The organism is Streptomyces sp. DT224 (genome assembly GCF_049844595.1).
Classification (GTDB): domain Bacteria; phylum Actinomycetota; class Actinomycetes; order Streptomycetales; family Streptomycetaceae; genus Streptomyces.
This window is the reverse complement of the sequence record NZ_JBNCLI010000003.1, coordinates 498,827-511,089: the sequence shown is the minus strand read 5'-3', so window position 1 is coordinate 511,089 and position 12,263 is coordinate 498,827. Positions and strand designations below refer to the sequence as shown.

Genomic DNA, 12,263 nt, shown 5'->3' with positions numbered 1-12,263 from the left:
ACAAGGTGGACGGAAGGGTTCCTGGGTCCGCGCCCCTGCTAGGCGTCGCGGCCCCGGTCATGGTCCGCCGGACAGGCCCCAGGTGTCCGCTCCCCCGTACCGGAGGTAGATGTGCCGCGTCAGCCCGGGCCCTCAGGGGTGGAAAGGCCGAGTCCGCGCGGGCTGGCCGCCGGGCTGGTCTCGCTGCTGGCGCTCGCCGCCACCTCCCTCGTCGCCGGGCCCGCTGCCGCCGCCACCGGGGACGCCACCCCCTGCGCGCTGCCCCGGACGCCCGCGCACCACTCCCTCGGCGTCGACCGCTGGAACGGCGCCTACCCGCGCCCCGACCACGCCCTGGACGCGGTGATGGTCTTCCTCTCGTTCCCGGACGCCGAGCCGGCCACCACCCCCGCCGAACTCGCCTCGGACTACTTCCCCGCCACCACGCAGTTCTTCCGGCGCGCCTCGTACGGGAAGTTCACGCTGCGCCCGCACCCGCAGCGGGAGTGGATCCGGATGCCGAAGCCCTCGACCTGGTACGGCATACAGCGCGACTGGGCCAGCGACCGGCGCAGCGCCTATCTGCGCGACGCGATCCGCGTGGCCGACGAGCGGATCGACTTCTCGCGATACGACATCGTCTACCTCGTCGCGGACCCGGACGCCCCCGGTGTCGACTCGGACGCCACCAAGGTCGTCAACTTCGACCGGCCGCTGCACGCCGACGGTACGGACATCAGGCGCGTCGTCACCGTCTTCGAGCAGCACCCGCCGGACCACAACGTGCTGGCTCACGAGACCGGACACGTCTTCGACCTCCCCGACCTCTACCACCGGCCCGCCGACGGCAAGGGCGACTGGGACACCCACGTCGGTGACTGGGATGTCATGGGCAGCCAGTTCGGCCTGGCGCCGGACCTCTTCGGCTGGCACAAATGGAAGCTGGGCTGGCTGGACGACCGGCAGGTGGTCTGCGTCCAGAGCGACCGCGTCGTCACCCTCGAACCGATGGCCGACGTGCCCGTGCCCGGCGCCTCGCTCGGCACCCGGCTCGCCGTGATCAGGACCGGCGAGGGCAGCGCGGTGGCCGTCGAGGCGCGCGGCTCCACCGGCAACGACCTCTCGACCTGCGCCGAGGGCGTCCTGCTCTACCGGGTGCGCAACGAGACCCCGTCCGGCGGTGGCCCGGTCGAGGTGCTCGACACGCATCCGGACAGCGACGCCTGCTGGGAACGCTCGGTCTACCCGCCGCTCGCGGACGCGCCGCTGCGCGTCGGCGAGACGTACTCCGTGCCCGACGCGCACGCCACGGTCGAGGTCGCCGACCGCACGCCCTCGGGCGCGTACACGGTCCGCATCACCACCGGGTCCTGACCGGGCCGGCACCGGACGACGAAGAAGCCCCCCGCTTCCGCGAGGGGCTTCTTCCGTCGGTGCGCCGCCAGGGACTCGAACCCCGGACCCGCTGATTAAGAGTCAGCTGCTCTAACCAACTGAGCTAGCGGCGCCTGCTGACGTCGTAGACCTTAGCACTCGGATCGGTGAGAGGAAAAATCGAAATCCGGGGCGTCGGGGCGGGCGCCGAACGGGCCACCCGGACGCACGCCCACAGCAGCACGTCCGGCCCTGGAAGCCACGGGGTCCGGGTGTCCGGGGCCACCAGCCAGCGGGGCCCCGTGTACGTCTCGCCGCAGGTCAGAGGCGGGACCGTCACCGCGTCCCCGGTGCCGTGGCAGAGCAGCGGGGGCACCTTCGTACCGCCGCCGTTCCGGCTCTGCGGGCCGCCGCCCCACTCCTCCCAGTCGAGCAGTGACGGCAGCCGCTGGGCGGTGCCCGGGGACGCGAAGAGCAGCATCCGGCCCCGGTGCGAGGCGACCGGACCGGAGCCCGGGCCGTCCGCCCACAGGTGTTCCAGCATCCGGCGCCCGAACAGCGTGGGTACGTTCACCACGTCGAACGCCGTGCCGCACGGCAGGACCCCGGGCGCCGTCGGGCGCGACTCCCACTGGGCCAGGGCGCTGCGCGGGTACGCCGTCGCCCCGGCCAGCCACGCGGCACCGGCCGCCGTGATCTGGGCCGTCTGGTTCCGCGCGGGCTCGCGCAGCGCGGAGAAGAGGTCGGCCTCGTCGGCGCGGAGGCAGGGTCCGTCGCCGTGGTGCAGGGTCGTTTCGTCGGGCAGCCATGCGGTCATGTGCACAGGTCTACCCGCAGTGATCGACCGGATTCCGAGAGTTGCCGGAAACCGGGACAGGGCAACAGCGCGGGGAGTATGGTTCGCCCGGGCATATGCCGGTGGTGGTACCCGGGGGCCCGTACCTACGGCTGCGGGGTGTTCAGCAGGGTGCGGCCGAACTCGACCATCTTCTTCGCGTAGTCCTCGGTCCACTCCGCGCGCCGCGCGATGTCCGCGGTCGTGAGCCGGTCGAACCGGCGCGGGTCGGCCAGCTGGGCCGCCGCTATCGCCTGGAACTCCACCGCGCGGTCGGTCGCGGCACGGAACGCCAGCGCCAGCTCCGTCGCCCGGCCCAGCAGCTCCTTCGGATCGTCCATCGACTCCAGGTCGAAGAAGTGCTCCGGGTCCGCGAGGGCCGCCGCCGGCTCGAAGAGCAGGGGTGCGGGGCGCAGCCGCCGCTGCTCGCCTTGCTCGGGTTGTGCCATGTGGTCTTCCTCCTGGGGCGGCACGGACGGCCACCCTTCATTGTCCAGTCGGTCGCAAGGGCGCCTACGTCCTGACACCGGGGCGTGCGCCTGCCCGGCCCCGCCCCCGGCGCACTCAACAACTCCAGCGCACCCGGTGTTCCGCCAGATGCGCCAGCACCGCGTGGTTCGCCTCCCAGCCGTCCGGGAACTTCACCGTGACGCCCAGCTGCACCGGCTCCGTCGACGGATGCTCGTCCAGCAGGTCCGCGACGCCCTCCCGGCAGACCACGACACACGCGTGCCGGTGCCGGGACGCCAGGACGCACAGGCGGCCCGTCTCCAGGTGGAACGCGGTGGCGTCCGGCCGTCCCGACAGCGGGTGCAGCACCACCGTCACGTCGAACTCGCGGCCCTGGAGCCGGTTCGCCGTGTCCACCGCGACCCCCGTCACGCCCAGCTCCGCGAGCGCCGCGCGCACCGCCGCCGCCTGGTCGCGGTGGGCCGTGCCGACCGCCACCCGGTCCGCCGTCACCGGGGCCGGGTCCGGCGCCCGCTCGCTGGTGGCCGCGCCGCCCCGGTCCAGCAGCCGCCGCACCACCAGGGCGACCGCCCGCACCGCCTCCGGGTCGGTGCGCGGGGTGTGCCGGGCCGGCAGTTCGAGCAGCCCCCAGCCCGACTCCGCCGCCTCGTCCAGCACCCGGTCCGCCGCCGACCCGTCCGACGCCACCCCGAAGGACAGCCGCCGGTCCCCGTGGTCCGTGCCGCTGCGGAACGGGGTGTACGGGTAGAACGCGTCCGACACCAGGGGCGCCGCCGACGCCGGGAGCCGCCAGGAGACCGGAAGCCGGTGCTGCGGCAGCTCCGGATTGTGCGCGAGCAGCGTGCTCACCGCGCTGGCCGAGGGGTCGTAGCTCAGCCCCGCCCACTGGTCGGCGCCGACGATCGAGAACGGGTCCAGCTGGCCCGGGTCGCCCACGAACAGCGCCCGCTCGAAGAGCCCGGCCACGGCGAGCAGCGCGTCCGAGCGCATCTGGTACGCCTCGTCCACGATCGCGTGCCCCCAGGGCTCCACGTTCTTCACGTGGGCCCACTTCGCCGCCGTCGAGATGACCACGTCGAGCCCGGCCAGATCCGCCGCCTTCGCCGACGTGCGCACATGCGCCAGGCCGTCGAGCACCTTGTCGTACGGATCGGAGTCGCTGCTGTGCAGCCGGCCCACCGGCAGCCCGGGGTCCTTCTCCGCGAGCCGCACCACCAGGTCGTCCACCTGGGCGTTCGTCTGGGCGACCACCATCAGCGGACGGCCCGCCGCGGCCAGCTCCAGCGCCGCGCGCACCACCAGCGTCGACTTGCCGGCACCCGGCGGGGAGTCCACGACGACCCCCCGGGCCGTGCCGTTCAGCGTGTCGTCCAGGATCCTCGCGGTGGCCAGGCCCGCCGCCGCGCCCGGGTCGAATACGGCCGTCACAGGAGGTCCTCCGGGGTCACGGGATCAGGCAGCTCGGCCGCTTCGAGGCCGCCCGGCGGACCGCCGTGGGTCCACGGCGTCTCCTCCGCGTCCGGCAGCTGCGGCCCGCCGCGCTGGTCGTGCTCGAACAAGGTCCAGGCGATCCGGTCGCCCGGCTCCGGGACCGACCCCGGGGCCGGCTCCCTGCCGCGCCCCATCCGGTCCGTGATCCGCAGCACCAGCGAGAGCGCGCCGCCCTCGCCGTCCTCGTCGGCCGCCGGGCCGTACGCCACGAACTCGGCGGTCTGCGGCTTGCCGTCCAGCGAGCGGTAGACCTTCACCCCCGCGCCCAGCTGCGGCCGCTCCTCGGTGCGGACCGTGACCAGCGGGCGCGGCGAGGGCCGCTTCGACTCGCTGTACGCCATCTCCACCGCGCTCACCTCACCGATGAACGCCTCCCCGGCGAGCCGCCGGCCCGCCAGGACGAGCGGATCGTCCAGCGCCTCCTGGGCCTCCAGCTGCGCCTGCGCCGTCTCCCGGGCGGCCAGCTTGCGGGCGGCCGTGACCGCGTCGTCCCGGCGCGGCTGGGGCGGCTCCCCGGAGCGCACCCGGTCGCGGTGGGCGGTGAACGACCAGCGGTCCCGGGTCCAGCGGTCCTCGGTCCTGGATCCCTCGGGCAGCTCCCGCAGCAGGTCCAGGCCCCGCCACACCGCGTCCCAGGTCGGCAGCAGCACCCCGGCGAGCAGTGCCCGGATCTCGCGCTCGGCCCCGGACAGCTCGGCCAGCCGGGCATCGGCCGCGAGCCCGTCCTCGGCCGCCGCGAACGAGGCGCGCGCCCGGTCGTACTTCTCGATCGCCGGGGCCAGCAGCCGGTTGTCGAAGTCCGGGTCGGTCGCCGGGCCGGCCGGCGGGCACAGCAGCTGCCCCGCCGCGTCCCGGGCCAGCTCGGCCCGGAGTGCCGCCTCCGCACCGGACTCGCCGGCGGGCGGGTCGATCCAGGCGAGCAGGGCCCCCAGATGCTGGTCCTCCAGGCTCGACTGGCCGGTCGCCCAGTGCCGGTTCAGGAGATCGGTGCAGGCCAGCAGCAGGGACGAGCCGGGGACCCGGGCCCGCTCCCCGTAGTGCGTCAGCCAGCGGCCGAGCAGCGGGACCCGGGCGGGCGCCGGATACGGCGTGTCCGGGTCGTCCTCGGCGGTCCGCCGGAAGCGCATGGAGCGGCCGAGCAGCCGGACGAACTCGATGCCCGCCCGGCTCGGGACGACGATCTGCGCCGCGTCCACGCACAGCTCCGTCTCGACCTTGACCCGCTTCCCGGTCGCCGGATCCGTCTCGTTGCGCTCGGCGGGCTCGACGACGTCCGCGTACGCCTCGATGTGCGGCAGGACCGACTCGGCCAGCTCGGCGAGGAACGCGAACCGCAGGTCCCGGTCGCGCGGCTGGGCGACGGCCAGCAGCCGGGGCGCCTCCCGGTCCGTGCCGACGAGCGCGCCGAGCGGGGCGCCCGCCTCGCCCGCCGTGGTCAGCGGCACCAGCACGAGCGGCCGGCCGGCCAGCCGGCGGTGGCGCACGGTGGCCGTCGGCCGCGCCCGGCCGCTCTCCACGGCCTCCAGCCGGGCCAGCGTGGTGATCAGCGACATACGGCTTGCCCCTCCAGTGCCTCGGCGCGCAGGGCCGCCGCGCGGCGCAGGGCGGCGACCGCCGGATCGGCCGGATCGCCCTCCTTGCCCGCGGCCGCCGCCAGCACCCCGGCGACCGTCGTCAGGCCGCCCAGTTCGGACCGCACCCCGCGCCCCAGCGCCTCCACGGCCCCCTCCGCGCGCGCCCGGGCCCGGCAGTGGAACGCCAGCTCGCAGGCGGACAGGCACTCCGGCGCGTAGGCCGCGGCGACCGACTCGACCGCCGACTCCAGGTCCTCGGGGGAGCGCTCCGGGTCGAAGGAGGCGCCCTCGGGGAGGGCCGCCGCGATCTCCTCGACGCGGGTGAGCCGGGTCAGCTGGCGGCGGGTGACGGCGCGCTGCTTGCGTACGTCCACGACGGAGGCGGCCGGCAGGTTCGAGAAGTCCTTCGGGCACACCAGCAGCACCCGGTGCCCCACCCGGGACCCGTCCGTGACCTCCGCGACCCGTTCGAGCGCCAGCACGTACACCGCGGACTGGCGGGCCGCCGCGCCCACCTTCGCGGCGTCCGCCGAGCCGTCGATCATGGGGAACGACTTGATCTCGACCACGGTCCAGGTGCCGTCCGGGTGCACCACGACCGCGTCCGGCTCCAGATAGGCGGGGGAGCCCGCCACCTCCAGGGCCAGCATCGGATGGCCGAGCAGCGCCCAGCCGCCCGCCGCCGTCGCCTCCCGCAGCGCGAGCGCGGTCCTGGCCGCGCGGCCCTCGGGCCCGGCGGCGGCCAGATCGGGCGTCGCGACCTCGCGCGGCGGTTCACCGGAGCCGCCGAGCCGCTCGTGGAGCAGGCGCATCAGCTCCGTGCCGCCGTCGGCCTTGACCCGGGCCTCGAAGGCGTTGCCCCGCATGAAGGCGAACTGGGACTGGCCGAACGGGGCCGGTGAGCCCAGCGCGGAGGCGAGCGCGCCCTTGTCGACCCCGGCCCCGTCGAGCAGGGCGCGGCGCTTGCAGCCCGGGTTGGCGGCGAGGGCCGCGAGCGCGCGGGCGTCCAGCGGGCGCGGGGCGACCGCCGGGCCTCTCAGCTCAGCGAGTCGCTGCCGCAGGGTCCCCGTCGGGGGACCGTCCGGCCAGGTCGGCGCCGTCGGCCCGGGCAGGCGGGCCGGCCGCTGCTGCCGCGTCGGATGGTTCTGCGGAGGAGGTCCGCTGGCCGGGGATTCGCTCACCCGCCGAAGTCTCGCACCCGGCACTGACATCCGGGGACCCCGTCGCCGCGGAAGCCCGCGAGAAGCGGGGCAGGACCGCCGCCCTGACCCGGTCGGCGAGGCGCATCACGGGCCGGGCCAGCAGCGCCCCGACGCCCATCACGGCGCAGCCGGCGACCGCGTCGAGCAGGTAGTGGTTGGCGGTGCCCATCACGACGAACGTGGTGACCAGCGGGTACGCGACGCCCGCGGCGCGCAGCGCCGGGTGCTTGGCGTGCCGCCACAGCAGGATGCCGCACCACAGCGCCCAGCCGACGTGCAGGCTGGGCATCGCCGCGTACTGGTTGGTCATCCCGCCCATGCCGCGCGGCGCGCTCGCCTCCGTACCCCACCAGCCGTACGAGCTGTACTGCGCCATCGTGTCCACGAACCCGTGCTTCGCGTCCAGCAGCCGCGGCGGGCACGTCGGCATCAGCGTGAAACCGATCAGGCCGAGCATCGTGGAGGTCATCAGCCAGGTGCGGGCCCGGCGGTACGCGGCCGAGTGGCGCCGGAACATCCAGATCAGGACGGCCGGGGTGACCACGTAGTGCAGGGAGGCGTACGCGAAGTCCGAAGGCACGCCTATGGAGGCGTGGGCCGTGAAGAGGCGGTTGAGCGGGTGCTCCGCGTTCAGGTACAGCGCCTTCTCCAGGCGCAGGATGCTCAGGCCGTGGTCGACGGCCGTGGACACGTCACCGCGTACGAGGAGGCGGCCGCCGGAGTACGCCGCGTACACCAGGGCCAGGAGCGGCAGCTCGGTCCACCAGCGGGGCCGGTGGCGCGGAGCGGGCGCGGTGGTGGCGTGCGGCATCCGGAACTTCTCCATCACGTTTTCATGCGGCCGACTGCGGGCGTTCAACCGTACGGTGCGCGTCGGGCGCGATTCCCCCGGGGGTGCGGTCGGCGCCCCCCAGGTGCTCTGTTTCCTCTGCGCTCAGTGGGACGCCGCCGCGGCCCTCCCGGTTGCCTCGACGGCACGTACGGGATGATGGGGACAAGGTCTCGGATTCCGCGTTCCGGGTCCCACGCCTTCGCGTGGGCACGGCTCTGCGGTCCCAGCATTTTCAGGGAGAACCCTCTTATGGCACCGCGCATCCTGCTCGCCCGGCACGGGCAGACGGAATGGTCCCTCAACGGCAGGCACACCGGCAGGACGGACATTCCGCTGCTCGACGCCGGACGCGAGGGGGCCAAGCTGCTCGGCGAGCGGCTGCACCGGGCGCCGTGGACGGACCTGCGCGGCCTGGAGGTGCGCACCAGCCCGCTCGTCCGGGCCGCCGAGACCTGCGAGCTCGCGGGCTTCGGCGACCGCGCCGAGCCGTGGGACGCGCTGATGGAGTGGGACTACGGGGCGTACGAGGGGATGACGCCGGCCGAGATCAAGGCGGGCCGTCCGGACTGGTTCATCTGGCGTGACGGGGTGCCGGAGGGCGAGAGCACCGCCGAGGTGGCCGCCCGGGCCGACGAGATCGTGGAGTGGGCGCGGTCCGCCGACCGGGACGTCCTGGTCTTCGCCCACGGCCACATCCTGCGGGCGCTCGGCGCGCGGTGGCTGGGCGAGGACATCTCCTTCGGCGCGCGCATCTGGCTGGCCCCGACGTCGCTGTCCGTCCTGGGCTGGGCGTACGGCGCCCCGGCGATCCAGAAGTGGAACGACACGGGGCACCTTGAGCGGTGAGCCGCCCCCTGCGGGGTGCGGGGCGCGGATTTCAGCCCGTCAGACGCCGGACGGGCTCTGGGTCGGCCGGGCTGAGCGGCTCCGCCCTCATACGCCGGACGCGCTGGGCGCGTAACGGTCCAGGAAGTCCCGGACCTCCGCAGGCGCTTCGGAGCGGGGCCCCAGGGCCCCCACCGTGTCGGCCAGTATCGCCCGGATGCGCGACGACCGGACGTCCTCCAGGAGGTCCAGGACCGCGTGGCCGGCCGACGCCGCCTCCTCGGGGCGGCCCCCGCGGGCCAGGTCCCAGGTGAGCTCGGCGCGGTACAGCGCGAGGTTGCGGGTGAAGCGGGGGTCCTGGAGCCGCACCGCCCGCTCCGCGTGGCCCGCGGCCCGGGACCAGTCGCCGAGCGCGGCCCAGCACTGGGCCTCCAGCATCTCCAGCTCCGCCTCGCGGAAGAAGCTCATCCACTCCGGGTCCGCCTCCGACGCCCCCCGGGAGAACGCGGAGTGCGCCCGGCCGAGCGCCCGCTCGCAGCCCGTGCGGTCCCCGAGCCCCGCCCGGCCCCCCGCCTCCCGCAGCGCCAGCAGCGCCCGCAGCCGGGGCGAGCCCAGCGGCTCGGCGGCCCGCTGCCCGGCCTCCGCAGCCCGCACCGCCTCACGCGGCCGCCCCGTGTCGCGGGCGAGGAACGACACGTTGCAGAACGCGTGCGCCTCCAGCGCCGGGTCACCGGCGACCCGCGCGGTGGCCAGCGCCTCCGCGTAATGCGAACGGGCGTCCTCGAAGCGGCCCGAGTCATGGGCCAGCCAGCCCACGGAGATGGCCAGCTCACCGGCGCCGGAGTGCAGCCGGTCCGCCGTGGAGCGCCGGCTCACGGTGCCCGCGTCGAGCAGCGCGTACGCCGTCCGCAGGGGCTGCGAGGCGCGCCGGTAGAGCCAGTCGCCGCCGTGGCGGTCGTCCAGCACCCGGATCTGCCGCACCGCCCGCTCGACGGCGCTCACCTCCGTGTCGCCGACCCGGCGTTGCAGGGGCAGGGCGGCGGCCGGGCCGCCGAGGCCCAGCCCCAGGGAGACGGCCGCCACCGCGGTGGTGCCGCTCGTCATGAACACGCGACGCAGCACGTCGCTCTCCTCGTCGTCGCCGCCGGGCTCCGGCGGCGGGGCAGTCGGGGGCGGGACGTCCGCGGCGGGCCTGGCCGCCCGCCCGCGTACGGAAGCGCGGGGCGAGAAGCCGAGGTCCTCCAGGGTCGTCCCGGGGAACATGTGCAGGAAGACCCGCTCGTACGCGTAGTTGGGACAGCGGATCTCGCCGGACTCCACGCGTCCGATGTACCGGGCGTCGCACGCGACCTGCTCGCCGATCTCGCGAGCGGACCTGCGTACCGCGGCAGCGAACTCCCCGGCGGAGCGCGGGCCGCGCAGCCGCCGGAAGGCGAGGTTGGGAACTGCCCGTGTCGACACCATGGCATGGCCCTCTCGGTGCGAGCCGGGCGCTGTTTCCGGTGTCCCGGCGGAGCAAGAACGTACCGTCCGTGACGGGGCGCACACACACTGTTTCCGGATGAAACGGGCATCCCGGCCGCGATCCGCCATGAACTGCCACCCTTTGCGGCGGTGTCGCACCGTAGCCCTTGACGCGGTCGGCGCGTTGGTCCTCACGGAGAGGGAGTACGGAGCGCGGCTCCGGCCCCGGCGATGAGAGGAGAGGTCCCTTGTTGCACACCGACCTGGCGGACGGCGGTACGGCGGCCGCCGGTGAACCCTGTGATCTGGTGACCGTGCCCGCCCGGCAGGGCCTGGAGGCCGTGGACATCCTGCGCCGGGGTGCGGCGCCGGACGTCGTGGGACCGGTCATCCACGACGGCGCCTGCGACACCCTCGGGTTCCTGGTGCCGCCGGGCACCGCGCAGGGCTGGGACGTACCGGGCAGCGCCTGTACGCGGACCGACGGCCGGGGGCTGCGCATCCCCGCCGAGCCGCCGGTCTCCGGCAGCGGCTGGCTGCTGCCGCCCGCCGCGGACACCCCGGTCACCGACCCGGCCGTGCTGCGCGTCGCGCTCGACCAGGCGGCCCGGCTGATCGAGGCGGCCGACAACTGCCGCTGAGCCGGCCGCCGCCGTCGCACCGATAATGGCCGGACGGCGGGCTGCGCGGATCGGCCCGTCCCGGACACGGTGAGCAGTGGGCAGGGGCGAGAAGCAGTGGCACGTCGAGGAGCGGCCGACCGCAAGGGGCGCGCGGGTCGCGGGGCCCCCGTGGGCAACGTCTCCGAGCCCGTGGACGGCGGACTCGCCGAACTCGTGCCCGACCGGGAGCGCCGGCGTGCCTGGACGCTGACGATCGACGGGGCGCCGCAGTCGCACGTCGACCTGGACGACCCCACGTACCTCTCCTTCGAGTACCAGCGCCGCATCGGCCACATCGCGGACCTCGTCGCCCCCGCCGGGCAGCCGCTGCACGTGGTGCACCTGGGCGGCGGGGCCTTCACGCTCGCCCGGTACATCGCCGCCACCCGGCCCCGGTCCACCCAGCAGGTCATCGAGGTCGACGCGGCGCTCGTGCAGCTGGTCCGCCGCGAACTGCCGCTGGACCCGCAGGCCAGGATCCGGGTCAGGTCCACCGACGCCCGCGCCGGGCTCGGGAAGATCCAGGACGGCTGGGCCGACCTCGTCATCGCGGACGTCTTCAGCGGCGCCCGCACCCCGGCGCACCTGACCACCACCGAGTTCCTCGCCGAGGTGCGCAGGGTCCTGAAGCCCGGCGGGAGTTACGTCGCCAACCTCGCGGACGGGCCGCCGCTGGCCCACCTGCGCGCCCAGATCGCCACCGCCGCCACGGTCTTCCCCGCACTCGCGCTCGCCGCCGACCCCACGGTCTGGCGGGGCCGCCGTTTCGGCAACGCCGTCCTGCTCGCCTCCGACACGGCGCCGGAGCTCGCCCAACTGACCCGTCGCGTGGCGACGGACCCGCACCCCGGGCGCGTCGAACACGGGCGCACGCTCGCGGACTTCACCGGCGGCGCGGCCCCGGTGCGCGACGCGGAGGCCCGCCCGTCACCGCCGCCGCCCCCGGACGCGTTCAGGTGAGTCTCCGCGTACGGCGACTTCTTTCCCGTACGCGCTACGAGCCGACGATGTCCACCTGGGGCGCGTGGTCGTGCCAGGTGCAGAAGACGGAGACCGTCGTGCCGTCGTCCCGGGTGAAGTCGACCCGGATCCACGTCGTGTTGGACCACACCCGCATCGACCAGCCCGGTTCCGGCGTCGCCGACACCAGCTCCGCGGAGGCGGTCCCGATCTCGAGGACGACCCGGCCGCCGTCGGTCGCGTAACTCCGCGCCTTCCCGGCCGCGGCGGTCGTCCCCGACGCCGGACGCGGGGTGTTGGGAGCCGGGGTGTGCGACGGGGACGGCTTGCGGGAGGGGGGCGCGGGCGGCTTCGGGGCGGTGGTCCGGGGCGTGGGGGACGGCGAGGCCGAGGGGGCGGGGCGGTGCGTCGAGGAGGTCAGGCTCTCCGCGGTCGGCGCCGCGACCGGCACCGCGCGCGGCGGGTCGTACACCGTGCCCGCGAGCACGGCGTGGACGCCCCACCAGGAGACCGTGACCGCCGCGCCGGTGGCGAGCGACCACGCCAGCGCGTGTACCAGACCTCGTTGCATCATCAACATCCTGCACCACGAAC

The 12,263-nt window shown here is 75.1% G+C and carries 12 protein-coding genes and 1 tRNA gene; 4 read left to right on the top strand and 9 right to left on the bottom strand.

What is annotated here, in order from left to right; all coding sequences use genetic code 11:
* Nucleotides 1-138 precede the first annotated feature (138 nt).
* A complete protein-coding gene (locus ACLQ2N_RS09560) occupies nt 139-1,353 on the top strand; it encodes a M6 family metalloprotease domain-containing protein (RefSeq protein ID WP_425811011.1) in 1,215 nt (404 codons plus the stop codon).
* A gap of 60 nt (nt 1,354-1,413) precedes the next feature.
* Here ACLQ2N_RS09560 and ACLQ2N_RS09555 read toward each other — a convergent pair.
* The 7 genes from ACLQ2N_RS09555 to ACLQ2N_RS09525 all read right to left on the bottom strand — a co-directional run bounded on the left by ACLQ2N_RS09555 (nt 1,414) and on the right by ACLQ2N_RS09525 (nt 7,737).
* A tRNA-Lys gene (locus ACLQ2N_RS09555) sits at nt 1,414-1,487 on the bottom strand.
* Nucleotides 1,478-2,170: a bifunctional DNA primase/polymerase gene (locus tag ACLQ2N_RS09550; RefSeq protein WP_425811009.1), complete on the bottom strand. Its 693-nt coding sequence runs from the start codon at nt 2,168-2,170 to the stop codon at nt 1,478-1,480. The genes ACLQ2N_RS09555 and ACLQ2N_RS09550 overlap by 10 nt, the downstream gene beginning before the upstream one ends.
* A gap of 125 nt (nt 2,171-2,295) precedes the next feature.
* Nucleotides 2,296-2,637: a hypothetical protein gene (locus tag ACLQ2N_RS09545; RefSeq protein WP_425811007.1), complete on the bottom strand. Its 342-nt coding sequence runs from the start codon at nt 2,635-2,637 to the stop codon at nt 2,296-2,298.
* 115 nt (nt 2,638-2,752) lie between these two features.
* The gene (locus ACLQ2N_RS09540; protein ID WP_425811005.1) at nt 2,753-4,087 is read right to left on the bottom strand and encodes an AAA domain-containing protein; all 1,335 of its coding nucleotides are present in this window, start codon (nt 4,085-4,087) and stop codon (nt 2,753-2,755) included.
* Nucleotides 4,084-5,703: a hypothetical protein gene (locus ACLQ2N_RS09535; protein WP_425811003.1), complete on the bottom strand. Its 1,620-nt coding sequence runs from the start codon at nt 5,701-5,703 to the stop codon at nt 4,084-4,086. Before ACLQ2N_RS09535 ends, ACLQ2N_RS09540 begins: the two co-directional genes overlap by 4 nt.
* Nucleotides 5,694-6,764, bottom strand: a complete 1,071-nt coding sequence (locus ACLQ2N_RS09530) for a hypothetical protein (protein ID WP_425811341.1) — start codon at nt 6,762-6,764, stop codon at nt 5,694-5,696. Before ACLQ2N_RS09530 ends, ACLQ2N_RS09535 begins: the two co-directional genes overlap by 10 nt.
* A 1-nt stretch (nt 6,765) precedes the next feature.
* Nucleotides 6,766-7,737, bottom strand: a complete 972-nt coding sequence (locus ACLQ2N_RS09525) for a phosphatase PAP2 family protein (protein ID WP_425811339.1) — start codon at nt 7,735-7,737, stop codon at nt 6,766-6,768.
* A 270-nt stretch (nt 7,738-8,007) separates the two neighbouring features.
* Between ACLQ2N_RS09525 and ACLQ2N_RS09520 the strand changes: the two genes are divergently transcribed.
* A complete protein-coding gene (locus ACLQ2N_RS09520; RefSeq protein ID WP_425811001.1) occupies nt 8,008-8,604 on the top strand; it encodes a histidine phosphatase family protein in 597 nt (198 codons plus the stop codon).
* 87 nt (nt 8,605-8,691) lie between these two features.
* Here ACLQ2N_RS09520 and ACLQ2N_RS09515 read toward each other — a convergent pair whose 3' ends face one another.
* Entirely contained in the window at nt 8,692-10,047 is a 1,356-nt protein-coding gene (locus ACLQ2N_RS09515; RefSeq protein ID WP_425810999.1) for a tetratricopeptide repeat protein, read from the bottom strand.
* A 251-nt stretch (nt 10,048-10,298) separates the two neighbouring features.
* Between ACLQ2N_RS09515 and ACLQ2N_RS09510 the strand changes: the two genes are divergently transcribed.
* Both ACLQ2N_RS09510 and ACLQ2N_RS09505 read left to right on the top strand, forming a co-directional pair.
* Nucleotides 10,299-10,688, top strand: coding sequence for a hypothetical protein (locus tag ACLQ2N_RS09510; protein WP_425811337.1), 390 nt, complete (start codon nt 10,299-10,301; stop codon nt 10,686-10,688).
* A gap of 150 nt (nt 10,689-10,838) precedes the next feature.
* Nucleotides 10,839-11,669, top strand: coding sequence for a spermidine synthase (locus tag ACLQ2N_RS09505; RefSeq protein ID WP_425811335.1), 831 nt, complete (start codon nt 10,839-10,841; stop codon nt 11,667-11,669).
* Between the two features lie 34 nt (nt 11,670-11,703).
* Here ACLQ2N_RS09505 and ACLQ2N_RS09500 read toward each other — a convergent pair whose 3' ends face one another.
* Nucleotides 11,704-12,243, bottom strand: a complete 540-nt coding sequence (locus ACLQ2N_RS09500) for a hypothetical protein (protein WP_425810997.1) — start codon at nt 12,241-12,243, stop codon at nt 11,704-11,706.
* Between the last annotated feature and the right edge of the window lie 20 nt (nt 12,244-12,263).